This is a genomic window from Methylobacterium sp. HMF5984 (assembly GCF_045033435.1).
In the GTDB taxonomy this organism is placed as follows: domain Bacteria; phylum Pseudomonadota; class Alphaproteobacteria; order Rhizobiales; family Beijerinckiaceae; genus Methylobacterium.
In genome coordinates, this window is the sequence record NZ_JBJFLN010000001.1 from 2,156,623 (window position 1) to 2,174,225 (window position 17,603).

The window sequence follows — 17,603 nt, forward strand, 5'->3', positions numbered from 1 at the left end:
CGCATGGCCGTCACCCTCGACATCGCCGCGCTCCGCGCCCGCCGGGAAGTCCCGGCCTCGACGCTCGCCGCCGCGCAGGCGCCGGCCGTGAACCTCGCGGCGACGAAGGGCGACGGCCTGGGCTGCCATGCCGGCAAGGACGTGATGCGGGCCGCCGCCGCCGAGGCCGGCATGAGCGAGACCCTGGACCGGCTGGCCAAGGATTACCCCGTCGGGCCGCACGACCAGCCGCAGAGCATGTGCCCGGCCTTCGGCTCGCTCCGGGTCGGCCTGCGGATGCGGCGCACCGCGACGATCCTGTCCGGCTCCGCCTGCTGCGTCTACGGGCTGACCTTCACCTCGCACTTCTACGGGGCCAAGCGCTCGGTCGGCTACGTGCCGTTCAACTCGGAGACGCTGGTCACCGGCAAGCTGTTCGAGGACATCCGCGAGGCGGTGTTCCTCACGGCCAAGCCCGCCGATTACGACGCCGTCGTGGTGATCAACCTCTGCGTGCCGACGGCCTCGGGCGTGCCGCTGCGCCTGCTGCCGAAGGAGATCGACGGCGTCCGCATCATCGGCATCGACGTGCCGGGCTTCGGGGTGCCGACCCATGCCGAGGCCAAGGACGTGCTCGCCGGCGCGATGCTGCGGTTCGCGCGCACGGAAGCCGAGCAGGGCCCGGTCCAGGCGCCGCGCGCCGGCCGCTCCGAGCGCCCGACGGTGACGCTGCTCGGCGAGATGTTCCCCGCCGATCCCGTGGTGATCGGCGCGATGCTGGAGCCGCTCGGCCTCGCCGCCGGCCCCGTGGTCCCGACCCGCGAATGGCGCGAGCTCTACGCGGCGCTCGACGCCGCGGCGGTGGCGGCGATCCACCCGTTCTACACCGCGAGCATCCGCGAGTTCGAGGCGGCCGGCCGGCCGATCGTCGGCTCGGCGCCGGTCGGCGTCGACGGCACCGCGGACTGGCTCGACCGGATCGGCGAGGCCTGCGCCGTCCCGCGCGGCCTGGTCGAGGCCGCCAAGAACCGCCTGCTGCCGCCGATCCGCGGCGTGCTCGCCGCCGCCCCGATCCAGGGCCGCATCACCCTCTCCGGCTACGAGGGCTCGGAGCTGCTGGTCGGGCGCCTGCTGATCGAAAGCGGCGCCGACCTGCGCTACGTCGGCACCGCCTGCCCGAGGACGCCCTGGGCGGAGGCCGACCGCGACTGGCTCGAGGCCCGCGGCGTCCAGGTGAAGTTCCGGGCCTCGCTCGAGGACGACCTCGCCGCGATGCGCGAATACCGGCCCGACCTCGCCGTCGGCACCACGCCGGTGGTGCAGAAGGCCAAGGAGGCCGGCACGCCGGCCCTGTACTTCACCAACCTGATCTCGGCACGGCCGCTGATGGGCGTCGCCGGCGCCGGCTCGCTCGCCAAGGTGATCAACGCCGCGCTCGGCAACAAGGGCCGCTTCGACGCGATGCGCGGCTTCTTCGAGGGCGTCGGCACCGGCCACGCCGCCGGCGTCTGGGAGGCGGTGCCGCAGCTGCGCAAGAGCGTGGCGCGGGCGCCCGCGCCGAAGAAGCACGACCAAGGTCTCCTGCTGGACAACACGCCTATCGGGGAGATGGCCTGATGCTCGTCCTCGATCACGACCGCGCCGGCGGGTACTGGGGTGCCGTCTACGTCTTCACGGCGATCAAGGGCCTGCAGGTCATCATCGACGGCCCCGTCGGCTGCGAGAACCTGCCGGTCACCTCGGTGCTGCACTACACCGACGCGCTGCCGCCGCACGAGCTTCCGATCGTCGTCACGGGCCTCGGCGAGGAGGAGCTCGGCCGCCACGGCACCGAGGGCGCGATGAAGCGGGCGCATGCGGTGCTCGATCCCGGCCAGCCCAGCGTCGTCGTCACCGGCTCGATCGCCGAGATGATCGGCGGCGGGGTCACGCCGGAGGGCACCAACATCCAGCGCTTCCTGCCGCGCACCATCGACGAGGACCAGTGGCAGACCGCCGACCGGGCGATGCGCTGGCTCTGGCAGGAATACGGCGCCAAGCGCTTCGCCAAGAAGGGCATCCCGCCGCGTCCCGCGCGCAAGGAGGGCGAGCGCCCGCGGGTCAACCTCATCGGGCCGGCCTACGGCACCTTCAACATGCCCTCCGACCTCGCCGAGATCCGGCGCCTGGTCGAGGGGATCGGCGCCGAGATCAACCTGGTCTTCCCGCTGGGCTCGCATCTCGCCGACGTGCCCAAGCTCGTCAATGCCGACGCCAACGTCTGCCTCTACCGCGAGTTCGGGCGCCTGCTCTGCGAGGACCTGGAGCGGTCCTACCTGCAGGCGCCGATCGGCGTGCTCTCGACCACCAAGTTCCTGCGCTCGCTCGGCGAGATCCTCGGCCTCGATCCCGAGCCGTTCATCGAGCGCGAGAAGCACACCACGATCAAGTCGGTCTGGGACCTGTGGCGCTCGGTGACGCAGGACTTTTTCGGCACCGCGAGCTTCGGCATCGTCGCGACCGACACCTACGCGCGCGGCGTGCGCCACTTCCTCGAGGAGGAGATGGGGCTGCCCTGCACCTTCGCCTTCGCGCGAAAGCCCGGCGCCAAGCCCGACAACGCGGCCGTGCGCGCGGCCATCGCGAACAATCCGCCGCTGGTGCTGTTCGGCTCGTTCAACGAGCGGATGTACGCGGCCGAGAGCGGCTGCCGGGCGGTGTTCGTGCCGGCCTCGTTCCCCGGCGCGATCATCCGGCGGCACACCGGCACGCCGTTCATGGGCTATTCCGGCGCGACCTACCTCGTGCAGGAAGTCTGCAACGCGCTGTTCGACATGCTCTTCCACATCCTGCCGCTCGCCCGCGACATGGATGCGGTCGAGGCGACGCCGGCGCGGATGCATCGCGAATTGCCGTGGAACGAGGCCGCGCGGGCGCTCCTCGACGCGCATGTCGAGCGCCAGCCGGTCCTGGTCCGGATCTCGATGGCCAAGCGCCTGCGCGATGCCGCCGAGCGCGGCGCCCGCCGCGACGGCGCCGGCGAGGTCGCACCCGGGCACGTCGAGACCGCCCACGACGCCCTGAAGCTCGGGGTCGCCGCATGAGCGCGTCCGCGAGCCTGCTGAGCCCTGCCGCCCACACCCCTTCGCCCCGGCTCCGGCCGGACGAATCCGCCCGCACCCCGCCGAGCCCGCGCCCTGCGCCGGCCCCAGCGCCCAGGAGGACATCCATGGCCCGATCGATCGATGCGACGTCCCGGCTCCACCAGGAGGAGGTCCAGTTCAAGGTCATCCTCGGCGCGACCTACCCGTTCTTCCTCGCCGCCGCGATCGCCCAGCGCGTGATGCCCGCGCGCGAGCCGGGCCGCCCGGCCCAGCGCCGCTCGGTCTTCGGCGAGGCCAAGGCCATGGCGGTCTCGGCCATCCCCTACGCCTTCATGGGCTGACGCCTTCGAGCCGCGCCGGATCGCGCTTCGCGCCGGCCGAGCCCTTCGAGACGCTTCCGTCCGGGCAGAACGGGTGGAAGTCCGGTCGTGGCACCCAACGCCGCCACGGCGCTCACCCCCGCGCGACCCTGCCGCGCGGTCAGCCAAACGGAGGTACTTCAACCATGGCCAATCCCGGAACGCTCGAACGACCGAGCAGCCTCTCGGGGCTGACGGAACCCGAAGCCAAGGAGTTCCACGCGATCTTCCTGACGAGCTTCATCATCTTCACCGCGATCGCCGTGGTCGCGCACATCCTGGTCTGGATGTGGCGCCCGTGGCTGCCCGGGCCGAAGGGCTACGCCATGCTCGAAGGCGGGGCCCAAGCCGTCCACGGCCTCGTCTCGATGATCTCGTAAGGGAGGACACCATGCACAAGGTCTGGCTCCTGTTCGATCCCCGCCGCACGCTGGTGGCGCTGTTCACCTTCCTCTTCGTCCTCGCGCTGCTGATCCACTTCATCCTGCTCAGCACCAGCCGGTTCAACTGGCTGGAGGGCGCCAAGGACTCGAAGGCGGCCTCCCTCCGGATCGTCGCGCCGACCCCGGCGTGACCCGGCCCCGCGGCGTGCCGGCCGGGTTCCCGCCCGGCCGGCATGCCGCGCGAGACGCCGCGCACCGAAGGCAGCGGACCGGAGCCCCGATCCTCCCGCCCGCTGCGCCCGACACCCGAGCGCTGCCGCACGAGCGCCCGACGGCCGCAGACCCATCCGGAGGCTATTCGCCATGGCGATGCTGAGTTTCGAGAAGAAGTATCGCGTCCGCGGCGGCACCCTCGTCGGCGGCGACCTGTTCGATTTCTGGGTCGGGCCGTTCTACGTCGGCTTCTTCGGGGTCACGACGCTGTTCTTCAGCGCGCTCGGCACGGCGCTGATCATCTACGGTGCGGCGCTCGGGCCGACCTGGAACATCTGGCAGATCAACATCGCGCCGCCCGACATCAAGTACGGGCTGGCGCTCGCCCCCCTGAAGGAGGGCGGCCTCTGGCAGATCATCACGTTCTGCGCCATCGGCGCGTTCTCGTCCTGGGCGCTGCGCGAGGTCGAGATCTGCCGCAAGCTCGGCATCGGCTACCACGTGCCCTTCGCCTTCGCGGTCGCGATCTTCGCCTACGTCGTCCTGGTCGTGGTCCGCCCGTTCCTGATGGGCGCCTGGGGCTACGGCTTCCCGTACGGCATCCTCAGCCACCTCGATTGGGTGTCGAACACCGGCTACCAGTACCTGCACTTCCACTACAATCCGGCGCACATGCTCGCCGTGACCTTCTTCTTCACCACGACGCTCGCTCTGGCGATGCACGGCGGCCTGATCCTCTCGGCGACGAACCCGGCCAACGGCGAGACCGTGAAGAGCCCCGAGCACGAGGACACCTTCTTCCGCGACACGATCGGCTACTCGATCGGCACGCTCGGCATCCACCGCCTCGGCCTGTTCCTGGCCCTGTCGGCGGGATTCTGGAGCGCGGTCTGCATCGTGATCAGCGGCCCGTTCTGGACGCAGGGCTGGCCGGAATGGTGGGGCTGGTGGCTGAACCTGCCGGTCTGGCGCTGAGCCGCGAAGTCGCCCGGCCGCGATCGTCGCGCGGCCCGGGGGCGGGACGGATACGGCCACCACGTCGCTTGAAGAACGCTCCCGGAAAGGGCCCAGGCAATGGCGTACTACCAGAACATCCTCACCCAGGTGCAGATCCGGCCGATCGAGGCGGAGCACGGCGTCCCGGTCGCCGTTGATTCGCGCTGGGGCAAGCCGTTCCACAGCTACCTGATGGGGCTGATCGGCAACGCGCAGGTCGGGCCGATCTACATCGGCTACCTCGGGGCGCTGTCCTTCGCCTGCGGGCTGATCGCCTTCGAGATCATCGGCCTCAACATGTGGGCGTCGGTGAACTGGGACCCGATCCAGTTCGTGCGGCAGCTGCCCTGGCTCGCCCTCGAGCCGCCGCGCCCGCAATACGGCCTCCGGATCCTGCCGCCGCTCAACGAGGGAGGCTGGTGGCTGATCGCCGGCTTCTTCCTCACCGCCTCGATCCTGCTGTGGTGGCTCCGGCTCTACCGCCGCGCCGCGGCGCTCGGCCTGGGCAAGCACGTGCCGTGGGCGTTCGCCTCGGCGATCTGGCTCTACCTCGTGCTCGGCTTCATCCGCCCGATCATGATGGGCTCGTGGAGCGAGGCGGTGCCGTTCGGCATCTTCCCGCACCTCGATTGGACCGCCGCGTTCTCGCTGCGCTACGGCAACCTGTTCTACAACCCGTTCCACATGCTCTCGATCGTCTTCCTGTACGGGTCGACGCTGCTGTTCGCGATGCACGGGGGCACCATCCTGGCCTGCTCGCGCTACGGCGCCGAGCGCGAGATCGACCAGATCGTCGACCGCGGCACCGCCACCGAGCGCGCCGCCCTGTTCTGGCGCTGGACCATGGGCTTCAACGCCACGATGGAATCGGTCCACCGCTGGGCCTGGTGGTTCGCGGTGCTGACGACGCTGACCGGCGGCATCGGCATCCTGCTGACCGGCACCGTCGTCGACAACTGGTACCTCTGGGCGGTCAAGCACGGGGTCGCGCCGTCCTATCCCCAGGTCTACGGCCCGATCGTCGATCCCTCCAGCGTCGCCCCCTCGGTGCACCCATGAGAACCCTGCTCGCCGTCGCCGGCGCGGTCGCCGCGCTGTTCCTCACGATCGCCATGCTCGGCACCGCCGGCTGGACCCGCCCGCCGATGGCGCAGCAGCAGACCGGGTTCCGCGGCACTGCGATGGACGTCATCGAGACCCGGGCGAACAAGGCCGCCAAGATCGAGGCCAACCAGGCGCCCGCGCCGGCCGACCCGGCCGAGCCCGGGGGCGACAAGGCCTCGGCAGTCTACCAGAACGTCAAGGTCCTCGGCGATCTCTCGGCCGACAACTTCAACCGCCTGATGGCCTCGATGACCGAGTGGGTCGCCCCGGAGCAGGGCTGCACCTACTGCCACAACACCGAGAACATGGCCGACGACAGCCTGTACCAGAAGCGCGTCGCCAGGCGGATGCTGCAGATGGTCCAGCACATCAACTCGACCTGGAAGGAGAACCACGTCCACGAGGCCGGCGTCACCTGCTACACCTGCCACCGCGGCCAGCCGGTGCCGAAGAACATCTGGTTTGAGAATCCCGGCCCGAACGCGGGGCACGGCGTCATCCCGCGCAACAACGGGCAGAACGTCGCCAGCCCGCAGGTCGGCCTGACCTCGCTGCCCTACGGCGTCTACGCGGCGTTCTACGCGCACAAGAACACGCCCGAGGACGCGATCCGCGTCAACGCCACCTCGGCCCTGCCGGAGACCAAGGGCAAGCCGATCCAGGACGCGGAGAAGACCTTCGCGATCATGATCAGCATGGCGCAGTCGCTCGGCGTGAACTGCACCTTCTGCCACAACACCCGCTCGGTGGCGGATTGGAGCACGAGCACGCCCAACCGCGTCGCCGCCTGGCACGGCATCCGCATGGTCCGCGACCTGAACGAGGACTACATGCTGCCGCTCTCCGAGACGCTGCCGCCGAACCGCCACGGCCCGCTCGGCGACGTGCCGAAGATGAACTGCGCCACCTGCCACAACGGCGCCAACAAGCCGCTCAACGGCGCCCACGTGGTCGAGGCTTATCCCGAGCTCGCCGGGCCCGTCGCCTCGGCGGACATGCCGGCCGGCGTGCCGGCCCAGCCCGCGGCGACGCCGGATCCGGCGATGCCGGCGCCCGCGCCGAAACCCTGACGACCCCGGCCGGGCGAGCCCCGGTCGAACGTCCCGATCCCGAAACGGCCGCCGGACCCCCGTCCGGCGGCCGTTCTCGTTGCGGGAGGCGACGGGAGGCGCGGCGCGACCTTTGCACATCGGACGCGCATCTCGGTGAATACCGCCACTTTTCAGAAATCGCGCGCGCGTATACAGACAGGAAACACCATTCGCGTATTATATACGTACGGTTGCAAGCACACAGTGAACGAATGCATGCCGGGGGCAGGAACATGATGCGTGCGCGGGATCCCGGAGAGCTCGGCTCGGCCCTGGCGTCCTGCCGGACGGCGTTCGCCGGCGTCGCGGTGATGAGCGGCGTGGTGAACGTGCTGTACCTCACCGGCTCGTTCTTCATGCTGGAGGTCTACGACCGGGTGATCCCGAGCCGTTCGGTGCCGACGCTGATCGGGCTGATGGCGCTGGCGCTGACGCTGTACGCGTTCCAGGGGGCGCTCGAGGCGATCCGCTCGCGCATCCTCGCCCGCGTCGGGGCGGCGCTCGACGAGGCGCTGTCGGGCCGCGTGTTCGACCTCGTGGTGCGTGCGCCGCTCAAGGGGGCCGCCCCCGGCGACGGGCTGCTGCCGCTGCGCGACCTCGACCAGATCCGCGCGTTCCTGTCGGGCACCGGCCCGTCGGCGTTCTTCGACCTGCCGTGGCTGCCGATCTACCTGGCCGTCTGCTTCCTGTTCCACCCGCTGATCGGCGTCGCCGCGCTCTGCGGCGCCCTCTTCCTCGCGGCGGTGACGTGGCTGACCGACCGCGCCACCCGCAGGCCGGCCCAGGCCGCCACCGGGCACGGCCTGCGCCGCAACGGCCTGGCGGAGGCCGGGCGCCGCAACGCCGAGGTGCTCGCCGCGCTCGGCATGCAGGGCCGCTTCCAGGCGCGCTGGGCCGGGGCCAACCGCGACTACATGAACGCCCAGCAGCGCAACGCCGACGTGGCCGGGGGCCTCGGCGCCGTGTCGAAGGTGTTCCGCATGGCGCTGCAATCGGGCGTGCTGGCGCTCGGCGCCTGGCTGGTGATCCAGGGCCAGGCCACCGCCGGCATCATCATCGCGAGCTCGATCCTGGTGTCGCGGGCGCTGGCCCCGGCGGAACTCGCCATCGCCAACTGGAAGGGCTTCGTCCAGGCGCGCCAGAGCTGGGCCCGGCTCTCGGACCTGCTCGCGCGCATCCCGGCCGGGCAGCCGCGCCACGGCCTGCCGGCGCCGTCGCGGACGCTGACGGTGGAGGCGGTCACGATCGCCCCGCCCGGCTCGCAGCGCCCGGTGGTCGGCGAGGTCAGCTTCGCGCTGAAGGCCGGGCAGGGCCTCGGGGTGATCGGCCCCTCGGCCTCCGGCAAGTCGAGCCTGATCCGCGCGCTGATCGGCGTGTGGCCGCCCCTGCGCGGCAAGGTGCGCCTCGACGGGGCGGCCCTCGACCAGTGGGAACCGGCCGACCTCGGCCCCCATCTCGGCTACCTGCCGCAGGAGGCGGAGCTGTTCGCGGGCACCATCGGCGAGAACATCGCCCGCTTCGACCCGGCGGCCTCGGCCGAGGCGGTGATCGCGGCGGCGCAGGCGGCCGGCATCCACGAGATGGTGCTGCGGCTGACCGACGGCTACGACACCCGGATCGGCGAGGGCGGGGCGGGCCTGTCCTCCGGCCAGCGCCAGCGCATCGGCCTGGCGCGGGCGCTCTACGGCGACCCGTTCCTGGTGATCCTCGACGAGCCCAACGCCAACCTCGACGCCGAGGGCGAGAACGCGCTGACCCGGGCGATCCTCGGCGTGCGGGCGCGGGGCGGCATCTGCATCGTCGTGGCGCACCGCCCCTCGGCCCTGGCCGCGCTCGACCTCGTGCTGATGATGGCCGACGGCCGCGCCCAGGCCTTCGGCCCGAAGGACGAGGTGTTCAAGCGCGTGCTGCGCGCCGCCCCCGAACCGGCCCCGGCGGGGCTGCCCGCGCAAGGGCCCGCGAAGCCGACCCTGCAGGAAAGCGCCTGACCATGGCCGACCCCGTGATCCTCGCAGGCCCGATCGCCGCCGTCCCGGCCGCCCCCCTGCCGCCGCGCCCCCGCGCCCGGGCCTCGATCCGGCGCCACCTCGCGCTGAGCCTGGGGCTCGGCACCGTGCTGGTGGTCGGCGTCGGCGGCTGGGCCACCTTCACCGAGATCGCCGGCGCGGTGATCGCGCCGGGCCAGCTCGTGGTCGAGTCCGACGTCAAGAAGGTGCAGCACCCCACCGGCGGGGTGGTCGGGGAGCTGCGCGTGCGCGAGGGCGACCGGGTCAAGGCCGGCGACGTGCTGATCCGCCTCGACGAGACGCAGACCCGGGCCAACCTCGACATCGTGCTGCGGGCGCTGGACGAGCTCGACGCGCGCCATGCCCGCGACGAGGCCGAGCGCGACGACGCCCCGACGATCGCCTTCCCCGCCGAGCTGCTGGGCCGCCGGGACGCCGACCCCTCGGTCGCCCGCCTCGTCGACGGCGAGACCCGCCTGTTCGCCGCCCGCCGCGCCGGCCGCGCCGGGCAGAAGGCGCAGCTCTCCGAGCGCATCGAGCAGCTGCGCCAGGAGATCGGCGGCCTGACCCAGCAGGCCAACGCCAAGGAGCGCGAGATCGCGCTGATCCTCACCGAGCTGACGGGGGTGCGCGAGCTCTACGCCAAGAACCTGGTGCCGCTCTCGCGCGTCACGGCGCTCGAGCGCGAGACCGCCCGGCTCCAGGGCGAGCGCGGCCAGCTCGTCGCGCAGACCGCCTCGGCCAAGGGCAAGATCACCGAGACCGAGCTGCAGATCCTGCAGGTCGACGGCGACATGCGCACCGAGGTCGGCAAGGACCTCGCCGAGATCCGCGGCAAGCGCTCGGAGCTGCGCGAGAAGCGGGTCGCGGCCGAGGACCAGCTCAAGCGCATCGACCTGCGCAGCCCGCAGGACGGCACCGTCCACCAGATGACGGTCCACACCGTGGGCGGGCTGGTGACGCCGTCCGAGCCGGCGATGCTGATCGTGCCCACGGCCGACCAGCTCGCCGTCGAGGTCAAGATCCCGCCCCAGGACATCGACAGCGTGCGCCGCGAGCAGCGTGCGGTGCTGCGGTTCTCCGCCTTCAACAGCCGCACCACGCCCGAGATCGACGGCACGGTGAGCCGCGTCTCGGCCGACGTCTCGACCGATCCCAAGACCGGACAGAGCTACTACACCGCCCGCATCCGCGTGCCCGAGACCCAGCGCGAGCGCCTGGGCGAGGTCCAGCTCGTGCCCGGCATGCCGGTCGAGGCCTTCCTCCAGATCGGCGAGCGCTCCGTGATGAGCTACCTGATGAAGCCGCTCGCCGACCAGGTCGCCAAAGCCTGGCGCGAGAAGTAGGCACGCGGGCACGGCCCTGCGCGATGCTTCGCTGCGGTGCCTTGCCTCGTGCGGCCGAATCCTGATATGGGGCCCGCTCTTTCCGCGATGCGTCCGCCGCCATCGCCGTGCGCCCGCGAGGGCGTGCGATCCCGACACCCTTTCGATGGACGGCCGGTCCGACCCGCGCCGCGTGCAAGACCGATGAAGATTCGCAACTCCCTCAAGTCGCTCCGTGGCCGCCACCGCGACAACCAGCTCGTGCGCCGCAAGGGCCGGGTTTACGTCATCAACAAGACCCAGAAGCGCTTCAAGGCCCGCCAGGGCTGAGGCGTCGCGGCATCCGTCCCCGACGGATGCCCGACCGGGCGGCGCGACCGCCCCCGCCGCGCGGCATCCCGTGCGTTGACGCCGGCGGGCGGGGGGACCAAGCTCCCCGCATGGCGCCCATCGCTCGACCGCTCCTGTTCGTCCTGCTCGCGACCGTCTCGACGGCCGCCGCCGCGGCGCCGCCCGGCAATCCGGACCGCCATCCGCCGGCCGCCGCCGAGCCGAAGGCGCAGGACCGCAAGCTCGCCGCCAGCCTGAACGAGCTGTACGAGCGTCTCCGCAACGCCGAGGACGACGCCGAGGCGAAGGGCGTCGCGACCCTGATCGAGCGCCGTCTCGACCGGTCCGGCAGCGCCACCGTGGACCTCCTCACCGATCGCGCCCGCCAGGCGATGACCACACAGGACTTCGCCCTGGCCGCCGAGCTGATGGACCGCGCCACCGCGATCGAGCCGGCCTGGTCCGAGGGCTGGAACCGGCGCGCGACGGTGTTCTGGCTCCTGACCGACAGGGAATCGGCGATCGCCGACCTGCAGCGTGCGCTGGTGCTGGAGCCGCGCCACTTCGAGGCCTGGGCGGCCCTCGGCCGGATCTACCTGTCGATGGACGACAAGGCGCGGGCGATGAACGCCTATCGCCGGGCGATCGCCATCTACCCGCGCATGCCGAAGCTCAAGGACGCGATGGAGCGTCTGTCACCCGAGGTCGACGGTCGCGACCTGTGAAGGCCGTGATCCTCGCGCTCGCGAGCCTGCTCGGCCTCGTCGCGGCCCTGATCGGCGCCGTCCTCGGCGCGGGCGCGGTGGCGACGCTGATCATCACCGCCCGGGTCTCGGCGCAGCATCCCCCGGAAGGGCCGTTCGTCGATGTCGCCGGCGGCCGCCTCGCGACGATCCAGGCCGGCCCCGAGACCGGGGCCCGCGCCACGGTCGTGCTGCTGCACGGGGCCTCGGCCAACGCCTCCGACCCGATGGAGGGCGTCGGGCGGGCGCTCGCCGCGCAGGGTTTTCGCGTCGTCGCCTTCGACCGGCCGGGCTTCGGCTGGAGCGACCGGCTCTCGGGCGGGGACGCCGCCGCCCCCGCGGTCCAGGGGGCGGCCATCGCCGAGGCGCTGGAGCGCATGAACGTCGGCCCGGCGATCGTGCTCGGCCATTCCTGGGCGGGCGCCCTGGCGCTGAGCCTCGCCCTCGACCATCCCGAGCGCGTCTCCGGGCTGGTGCTGGTCGCGCCGGTGGCGCTGCCGTTCCGCGAGGCGCGGACCCCGGCCTGGTACTGGCGCCTCGCGCTCCAGCCGCCGGTGGCATGGCTGCTGAGCCGGACGCTCGGCCCGCCCATCGGCCTGCGCTTCCTCGAGACGGCGGCGCGCAACGTGTTCCAGCCGCAGCCGGTGGCGGAGGGCTACGTCGACCGCAGCCGGGCCGCCCTGGTCCTGCGCCCGGCCACCCTGCTCGCCAGCGTGCAGGACCTGGTCGCGCTCCCCGCAGCCCTCGCTGCGCAGGCGCCGCGCTACAAATCGCTGCGCGTGCCGACGACGATCGTCACCGGCGATGCCGACGGCGCCGTCGGCAACACGAGTCAGGCCGAACCCCTGAGCCGCACGATCCCGGGGGCCGACCTCGTCGAGCTGCCGGGGATCGGCCACATGGTGCCGTGGGTGTCGACGCAGGCGCTGGTCGACGCGGTGTCGAAGATGGCCGAGCGGGTCGCCGCGCCGGAGGCCGCCCCGGTCGCGCCCTGAGGCGCCGCGTGGACCGGTCGGCGGTCGGATCGGCCGTCAGCGCGACGCGGAAGGCCAGACGACGGCTCGGGCCACGACGACGTGGATGCCGTTGAAGGTCGCCGCCGACGATCCCTACGGGACTTGGCCGAGGGCGAGGGCGTCCGACACGCGACGACGGAACGCCGCGTCGTCCTTGCCGGTCGGCAGGCGATAGGCCGGGAGGCCGTCGGGTGGCTGCGACGTCATCGGGAAGCCTCGCTACGATCGCCGCCGGGGCGAGCGGCGGCCGCTCCGTCCCGCCGAAGAACGGGACGGAGCGGCCGATCACGCCTTCGCGGCGTGCTCGCGGGTGATGAAGGCGATGCGCACGAGGTTCGTCGCGCCCGGCGTCCCGAAGGGGACGCCGGCGACCACGATGACGCGGTCGCCGACCTCGGCGAAGCGCTCGCGCACCGCGAACTTCGCGGCCCGGAAGGCCATGTCATCCACGTCGCTGGCATCGTTGGTGACGATCGGGTGCGTGCCCCAGGCGATCGCCAAGCGGCGCGCGGTCTCGCGCTTGGGCGTCAGCGCGATCACCGTGGCGTTCGGGCGCTCGCGCGAGAGCCGGAGCGCCGTCGAGCCCGAATGGGTCCAGGCCATGATCGCCTCGAGGTCGAGCGCGTCGACCATCTGGTGGGCGGCCGCCGCGATGGCGTCGGCGGCGGTGTGGTCCGGCGTCGAGTTCTGCGCGCGGATGATCGACCAGTACAGGGCGTCGCGCTCGACCTCCTCGGCGATGCGGCTCATCATGCCGATCGCCTCGAGCGGGAAGGCGCCCGACGCGCTCTCGGCCGAGAGCATCACCGCATCCGCGCCCTCGTAGACCGCGGTCGCCACGTCGGACACCTCGGCGCGGGTCGGCACGGGGGCGGTGATCATCGATTCGAGCATCTGCGTCGCGACGACGACGGGCTTGCCCATCCGCCGGGCGCCGCGGGTGATGCGCTTCTGCACGCCGGGCACCTGCTCCAGCGGCATCTCCACGCCGAGGTCGCCGCGGGCCACCATCACGCCGTCGGAGATCTCCATGATCTCGTCGAGCCGGGTCAGCGCCTGCGGCTTCTCGATCTTGGCCATCACCAGGGCGCGGCCGGCGCAGACCTTCTTCACCTCGGCCACGTCCTCGGGGCGCTGCACGAAGGACACCGCGATCCAGTCGGCGCCGACGTTGAGGCCGGCCTCGAGGTCCGAGCGGTCCTTGTCGGTCATCGCAGGCAGCGGGATCACCGTGTGGGGCAGGGAGACGCCCTTGCGGTTCGAGATGCGGCCGCCGACCTCGACGTGGGTCACGGCGCGCGTCTCGCTCGCCTCGGTGACGGTGAGGCGCAGCTTGCCGTCGTCGATGATGACGGAGTGGCCCGGCTCCAGGGCGGAGAGGATCTCCGGATGGGGCAGGTAGCAGCGGTGGACGTCGCCCGGCGTCGGGTCGCCGTCGAGGACGAAGCTCGCGCCGTTCTCGATCATCGCGAACCCCTCGGCGAAGGCGCCGAGCCGGAGCTTCGGGCCCTGGAGGTCGACCAGGATGCCGATCGGGCGCTTGAACTCGCGCTCGACCGCGCGGATCGCCTCGACCTTCTCGGGCAGCTTCTCGCGCGGCAGGTGGCTCATGTTGAGCCGGAACACGTCCACGCCGGCGCGGAAGAGTTTCGCGATCATCTCCGGCGAGTCGGAAGCCGGACCGAGGGTGGCGACGATCTTCGTGCGGCGTGAACGTTTCATCGGGCCTCCTGGGGCACATCGCTGCCGCCGCGTGCCCCTTGGCGGAACATCATGAAGTCGTGACGACGGGCATGCGGCCAGAAGCACCGGTCATGCTGCCCCGTCAAGGCGGGGCGGGGGGATCAGGGCTGCGGTGCGGCCGGCTGGTTGGGGTCGGAGAGCTGGATCGTCCAGCTCTTCTGCTCGCCGGTGTCGACCTCGAAGAAGCCGTTGCGGTCGTAGCCGCGGGCGAGGCAGTCCTCGACGCCGCGGATGGTGAACTCGCTGTCGCGGGTGCACATCAGCGAGCGCCCGCTCCACTCGCCGCCGCGCGTGTAGTCGACGGCGAAGACGTAGTAGAACCGTGCGGCCAGGGCGCCCTTGAGCAGGGTCTCGCACGCCTTCGGCGTCAGGTCCCACCAGCCCTCCGTGACCCAGCCCTGCGGGTCGCGGTAGCCCAACGCGATGCCGACCTTGCTCGAGGTGAGGTTGCACAGGCGCAGGTCCGCGCGGGCCGGCGAGGCGCCGAGCAGCGCGAGCCCGAGCGCCGCGCCGATCACGAGAAGCCGCAACGCAAACTCCCAAAAAAGTCAGCCGACGAGGATGATGCGGCAGTCGTTGACATTGGTCTTCGTCGGGCCGGGCTGAACCAGGTCGCCGATCTCGGCGAAGAACCGGGTGGAATCGTTGTCGGCCAGCATCGCGGCCGGATCGAGGCCCGCGGCGCGGGCGCGAGCCAGCGTGGTCGGGTCGACGAGGCCGCCGGCCGGGTCCGTCGCCTCGCCGCGGCCGCCGTCGGTGCCGTCGGTGTCGGCTGCGATGCCGGCGATCCCGGTCTCGCCGTCGAGCGCAATGGCGAGCGCCAGCGCGTATTCCTGGTTCGGCCCGCCATGGCCCTCGCCGCGGATCGTCACGGTGAGCTCGCCGCCGGAGATCAGCGCGACCTTGCGGCCCGAGGCCTTGATCTCGCGGGCGATGCGGGCGTGCTCGGCCGCGACCTCGCGGGCCTCGCCCTCGAGGTCGGCGCCGAGCATCACCGGCTCGTAGCCGGCGGCCTTGGCGGCGGCGGCCGCCGCCTCCAGCGCGTCGATCGGCCGGGCGACGATGCGGTACTCGGCCCGCGCGAAGGCCGGGTCGCCGGCTTTCGGGGTCTCGTTCAGCGGGTCGTTCAGCAGGCGGATCGCGGTCTCGGGCAGCGGGATCCCGCGGCGCTCGCAGATCGCGCGGGCGTCGGCGAGCGTCGACGGATCGGGCACGGTCGGGCCGGAGGCGATCACCGCGGGATCGTCGAACGGCACGTCGGAGATCGCCAGCGTCAGGATCGAGCGGGCGTTGCGCGCAGCCACCGCGAGGCGGCCGCCCTTGATGCGCGAGAGGTGCTTGCGCACGGTGTTGATCTCGCCGATCGGCGCGCCCGAGCGCAGCATCGCGCGGGTGATCGCCTGCTTCTCGGGCAGCGTCAGGTCGCCGGCCGGCGCGATCCAGTTGGCCGAGCCGCCGCCCGAGAGCAGAACCAGCACCTCGTCGTCGGGGCCGGCGGCGGTGGCGAGCGCCAGCGCCTCCCGGGTCGCGGCGATGCCGGCCTCGTCCGGTACGGGATGGCCGGCCTCGACCATGCGGATGCCGGGCGCGTCCTGCCCGTAGCCGTGGCGGGCGACGGCCAGGCCGACGATGCGGTCGTCGCCGAGCCCGTGCTGCTCGCGGTAGAACCGGCTGGCGACCGCCGCCATACTTCCCCCCGCCTTGCCGGCGCCGAGGATGATCAGCCGGCCCGGGGTCGGCGGCGGCAGGTGCGCCGGCAGGCAGGTATCGGGGTGGGCGGCCTCGATCGCCGCGGCGAGGAAGCCGTCGAGCAGGGTCCGAAGGGCGCGCGTGGCGGGGTCGATCTCAGGCGTCATCGGTCAGGGTCTCGCGCGTCGTTTCCTCGTTCGTGCGGTCCTCGCCTCCGCGACCCGCGGGTGCGGGCAGGGGCGACGGGCTCTTTGGGCGACGGGCCTGTTTCTTGCCGTGGCCGTTTCTTGCCGTGAGCGCACGATCCTTGATACGTGCTCTGCCCGAGCCTTGCCGTGACGGCAAGACCTCCCAACCTCCGCGAACCGAACCGGACCCGTGCCCCTGTCCCACAGCCTCGCGCGACACCCGCCCCACCCGGTCGAGACGATCCCGGGCGATCCCGCCTGCGGGCTGATCCTGGCCTGCGACCACGCCTCGAACCACGTGCCCGACGACATCGAGCTCGGGCTGCCCGAGGGCGAGTTCCGGCGCCACATCGCCTACGACATCGGGGCGGCGGGCGTGACCCGGCGGCTCGCGGCGCTGCTCGGCGCGCCGGCGATCCTCACCGACTTCTCGCGGCTGATCATCGACCCGAACCGCGGCCGGGCCGACCCGACGCTGGTGATGCGGCTCTCGGACGGGGCGGTGGTGCCCGGCAACGCGCGGATCGACGAGGCCGGCAAGCAGGCGCGCATCGCCCGCTTCTACGATCCGTTCGACCGGGCGATCGATGCCGCGGTGGCGGCGGCCGACGCCGCGGCCGGCCCGCCGATGCTCCTGACGATGCACAGCTTCACCCCGTTCTGGCGCGGCGTCCCCCGGCCCTGGGAGGTCGGCATCCTCTACGACCGGGACGAGCGCCTCAGCGCGCCCTTGATCGCGGGCCTGCGCGCCGACCCCGCCGGGCTGACGGTGGGCGACAACGAGCCCTACGGCGGCGGCCTGCCCGGCGACACGATCGACCGGCACGCCACCGCGCGGGGGCTGGCCAATGCGCTGGTCGAGATCCGCCAGGACCTGATCGCCGCCGAGGCCGGGCAGGGCGAATGGGCCGCGCGCTTCGCTGGGCTTCTCCGCCCGCTGATGAAGGGTCGCGCTTGACGCGGGCACGCTTGACTCGGGCGCGGCCCGCGCCGACCTCCAGCGGATCATTTACGAACAGCGCGAGAGGCCGATGACCGAGATCGATCCGAAGACGCAGACCGAGCTCGAGGCGGCGGTCTACCGGCGCCTGGTGGCGCATCTCCAGGCGCGCACCGACGTCCAGAACATCGACATGATGAACCTCGCCGGCTTCTGCCGGAACTGCCTGTCGAACTGGATGAAGGACGCGGCCGACGCCGAAGGGCTCGGCCTGACCAAGGACGAGGCCCGCGAGCGGGTCTACGGGATGCCGTTCTCCGAATGGAAGGCGAAGTACCAGACCGAGGCCAGCCCCGAGCAGCAGGCCGCCTTCGCCAAATCCGCGGCGGAGCCGCACTGAACGTCCGCGACGGAG

Annotated in this window: 19 protein-coding genes; 15 read left to right on the forward strand and 4 right to left on the reverse strand. The window is 72.2% G+C overall.

Going from position 1 to position 17,603, the window contains the following annotated elements:
* The first annotated feature begins 3 nt into the window (after window positions 1-3).
* The 13 genes from bchY to ACFZ8E_RS10360 all read left to right on the forward strand — a co-directional run bounded on the left by bchY (window position 4) and on the right by ACFZ8E_RS10360 (window position 12,607).
* Window positions 4-1,596, forward strand: coding sequence for a chlorophyllide a reductase subunit Y (gene bchY, locus ACFZ8E_RS10300; RefSeq protein ID WP_405042731.1), 1,593 nt, complete (start codon window positions 4-6; stop codon window positions 1,594-1,596).
* A complete protein-coding gene (gene bchZ, locus ACFZ8E_RS10305) occupies window positions 1,596-3,062 on the forward strand; it encodes a chlorophyllide a reductase subunit Z (protein WP_405042732.1) in 1,467 nt (488 codons plus the stop codon). Before bchY ends, bchZ begins: the two co-directional genes overlap by 1 nt.
* Window positions 3,063-3,187: 125 nt before the next feature.
* Complete coding sequence (locus ACFZ8E_RS10310; RefSeq protein ID WP_147730004.1) at window positions 3,188-3,403, forward strand: hypothetical protein; 216 nt, start codon at window positions 3,188-3,190, stop codon at window positions 3,401-3,403.
* A 164-nt stretch (window positions 3,404-3,567) separates the two neighbouring features.
* Complete coding sequence (pufB, locus tag ACFZ8E_RS10315) at window positions 3,568-3,801, forward strand: light-harvesting antenna LH1, beta subunit (RefSeq protein WP_147730005.1); 234 nt, start codon at window positions 3,568-3,570, stop codon at window positions 3,799-3,801.
* Window positions 3,802-3,812: 11 nt separating this feature from the next.
* Window positions 3,813-3,995: a light-harvesting antenna LH1, alpha subunit gene (gene pufA / locus ACFZ8E_RS10320; RefSeq protein WP_243948681.1), complete on the forward strand. Its 183-nt coding sequence runs from the start codon at window positions 3,813-3,815 to the stop codon at window positions 3,993-3,995.
* A 172-nt stretch (window positions 3,996-4,167) separates the two neighbouring features.
* Complete coding sequence (pufL, locus tag ACFZ8E_RS10325; RefSeq protein WP_405042733.1) at window positions 4,168-4,992, forward strand: photosynthetic reaction center subunit L; 825 nt, start codon at window positions 4,168-4,170, stop codon at window positions 4,990-4,992.
* A gap of 99 nt (window positions 4,993-5,091) precedes the next feature.
* On the forward strand, window positions 5,092-6,072 hold the full coding sequence (gene pufM / locus ACFZ8E_RS10330; protein WP_147729316.1) for a photosynthetic reaction center subunit M: 981 nt from the start codon (window positions 5,092-5,094) through the stop codon (window positions 6,070-6,072).
* Window positions 6,069-7,187, forward strand: coding sequence for a photosynthetic reaction center cytochrome PufC (gene pufC, locus ACFZ8E_RS10335; protein WP_243938562.1), 1,119 nt, complete (start codon window positions 6,069-6,071; stop codon window positions 7,185-7,187). The genes pufM and pufC overlap by 4 nt, the downstream gene beginning before the upstream one ends.
* Before the next feature lie 254 nt (window positions 7,188-7,441).
* Complete coding sequence (locus ACFZ8E_RS10340; RefSeq protein ID WP_405042734.1) at window positions 7,442-9,196, forward strand: type I secretion system permease/ATPase; 1,755 nt, start codon at window positions 7,442-7,444, stop codon at window positions 9,194-9,196.
* Window positions 9,197-9,198: 2 nt separating this feature from the next.
* Window positions 9,199-10,560 (forward strand): HlyD family type I secretion periplasmic adaptor subunit, encoded by a 1,362-nt coding sequence (locus ACFZ8E_RS10345; RefSeq protein WP_147844513.1) that lies wholly within the window; start codon window positions 9,199-9,201, stop codon window positions 10,558-10,560.
* A 183-nt stretch (window positions 10,561-10,743) separates the two neighbouring features.
* The gene (gene ykgO, locus ACFZ8E_RS10350; protein WP_003601867.1) at window positions 10,744-10,869 is read left to right on the forward strand and encodes a type B 50S ribosomal protein L36; all 126 of its coding nucleotides are present in this window, start codon (window positions 10,744-10,746) and stop codon (window positions 10,867-10,869) included.
* 110 nt (window positions 10,870-10,979) lie between these two features.
* Complete coding sequence (locus tag ACFZ8E_RS10355; protein ID WP_243950502.1) at window positions 10,980-11,594, forward strand: tetratricopeptide repeat protein; 615 nt, start codon at window positions 10,980-10,982, stop codon at window positions 11,592-11,594.
* 5 nt (window positions 11,595-11,599) lie between these two features.
* Window positions 11,600-12,607, forward strand: coding sequence for an alpha/beta fold hydrolase (locus ACFZ8E_RS10360; protein WP_243950504.1), 1,008 nt, complete (start codon window positions 11,600-11,602; stop codon window positions 12,605-12,607).
* A gap of 114 nt (window positions 12,608-12,721) precedes the next feature.
* On the opposite strand, the gene ACFZ8E_RS10365 is transcribed toward ACFZ8E_RS10360, so the two are convergent.
* The 4 genes from ACFZ8E_RS10365 to ACFZ8E_RS10380 all read right to left on the reverse strand — a co-directional run bounded on the left by ACFZ8E_RS10365 (window position 12,722) and on the right by ACFZ8E_RS10380 (window position 16,227).
* Entirely contained in the window at window positions 12,722-12,835 is a 114-nt protein-coding gene (locus tag ACFZ8E_RS10365) for a DUF1737 domain-containing protein (protein WP_210246734.1), read from the reverse strand.
* 78 nt (window positions 12,836-12,913) lie between these two features.
* Complete coding sequence (pyk, locus tag ACFZ8E_RS10370; RefSeq protein WP_405042735.1) at window positions 12,914-14,350, reverse strand: pyruvate kinase; 1,437 nt, start codon at window positions 14,348-14,350, stop codon at window positions 12,914-12,916.
* Window positions 14,351-14,472: 122 nt separating this feature from the next.
* Window positions 14,473-14,901, reverse strand: a complete 429-nt coding sequence (locus ACFZ8E_RS10375) for a DUF1036 domain-containing protein (RefSeq protein WP_243950505.1) — start codon at window positions 14,899-14,901, stop codon at window positions 14,473-14,475.
* Between the two features lie 18 nt (window positions 14,902-14,919).
* Window positions 14,920-16,227 (reverse strand): glycerate kinase, encoded by a 1,308-nt coding sequence (locus tag ACFZ8E_RS10380; protein WP_147842562.1) that lies wholly within the window; start codon window positions 16,225-16,227, stop codon window positions 14,920-14,922.
* Window positions 16,228-16,438: 211 nt separating this feature from the next.
* On the opposite strand from ACFZ8E_RS10380, the gene ACFZ8E_RS10385 reads away from it, so the two are divergent.
* Both ACFZ8E_RS10385 and ACFZ8E_RS10390 read left to right on the forward strand, forming a co-directional pair.
* Window positions 16,439-17,206, forward strand: coding sequence for an N-formylglutamate amidohydrolase (locus tag ACFZ8E_RS10385; protein ID WP_243950507.1), 768 nt, complete (start codon window positions 16,439-16,441; stop codon window positions 17,204-17,206).
* Between the two features lie 73 nt (window positions 17,207-17,279).
* Window positions 17,280-17,588, forward strand: coding sequence for a DUF1244 domain-containing protein (locus ACFZ8E_RS10390; RefSeq protein WP_147727301.1), 309 nt, complete (start codon window positions 17,280-17,282; stop codon window positions 17,586-17,588).
* The last annotated feature ends 15 nt before the right edge of the window (window positions 17,589-17,603 follow it).

What these genes read in the sequence shown, in the direction of transcription:
- ACFZ8E_RS10310 (WP_147730004.1), top strand. Translation starts at nt 3,188, where the DNA reads ATGGCCCGATCGATCGATGCGACGTCCCGGCTCCACCAGGAGGAGGTC.
- ACFZ8E_RS10345 (WP_147844513.1), top strand. Translation starts at nt 9,199, where the DNA reads ATGGCCGACCCCGTGATCCTCGCAGGCCCGATCGCCGCCGTCCCGGCC.
- bchY (WP_405042731.1), top strand. Translation starts at nt 4, where the DNA reads ATGGCCGTCACCCTCGACATCGCCGCGCTCCGCGCCCGCCGGGAAGTC.
- pufC (WP_243938562.1), top strand. Translation starts at nt 6,069, where the DNA reads ATGAGAACCCTGCTCGCCGTCGCCGGCGCGGTCGCCGCGCTGTTCCTC.
- ykgO (WP_003601867.1), top strand. Translation starts at nt 10,744, where the DNA reads ATGAAGATTCGCAACTCCCTCAAGTCGCTCCGTGGCCGCCACCGCGAC.
- pufL (WP_405042733.1), top strand. Translation starts at nt 4,168, where the DNA reads ATGGCGATGCTGAGTTTCGAGAAGAAGTATCGCGTCCGCGGCGGCACC.
- ACFZ8E_RS10380 (WP_147842562.1), bottom strand. Translation starts at nt 16,227, where the DNA reads ATGACGCCTGAGATCGACCCCGCCACGCGCGCCCTTCGGACCCTGCTC.
- pufB (WP_147730005.1), top strand. Translation starts at nt 3,568, where the DNA reads ATGGCCAATCCCGGAACGCTCGAACGACCGAGCAGCCTCTCGGGGCTG.
- ACFZ8E_RS10355 (WP_243950502.1), top strand. Translation starts at nt 10,980, where the DNA reads ATGGCGCCCATCGCTCGACCGCTCCTGTTCGTCCTGCTCGCGACCGTC.
- pufM (WP_147729316.1), top strand. Translation starts at nt 5,092, where the DNA reads ATGGCGTACTACCAGAACATCCTCACCCAGGTGCAGATCCGGCCGATC.
- ACFZ8E_RS10390 (WP_147727301.1), top strand. Translation starts at nt 17,280, where the DNA reads ATGACCGAGATCGATCCGAAGACGCAGACCGAGCTCGAGGCGGCGGTC.
- pyk (WP_405042735.1), bottom strand. Translation starts at nt 14,350, where the DNA reads ATGAAACGTTCACGCCGCACGAAGATCGTCGCCACCCTCGGTCCGGCT.
- ACFZ8E_RS10365 (WP_210246734.1), bottom strand. Translation starts at nt 12,835, where the DNA reads ATGACGTCGCAGCCACCCGACGGCCTCCCGGCCTATCGCCTGCCGACC.
- ACFZ8E_RS10340 (WP_405042734.1), top strand. Translation starts at nt 7,442, where the DNA reads ATGATGCGTGCGCGGGATCCCGGAGAGCTCGGCTCGGCCCTGGCGTCC.
- bchZ (WP_405042732.1), top strand. Translation starts at nt 1,596, where the DNA reads ATGCTCGTCCTCGATCACGACCGCGCCGGCGGGTACTGGGGTGCCGTC.
- pufA (WP_243948681.1), top strand. Translation starts at nt 3,813, where the DNA reads ATGCACAAGGTCTGGCTCCTGTTCGATCCCCGCCGCACGCTGGTGGCG.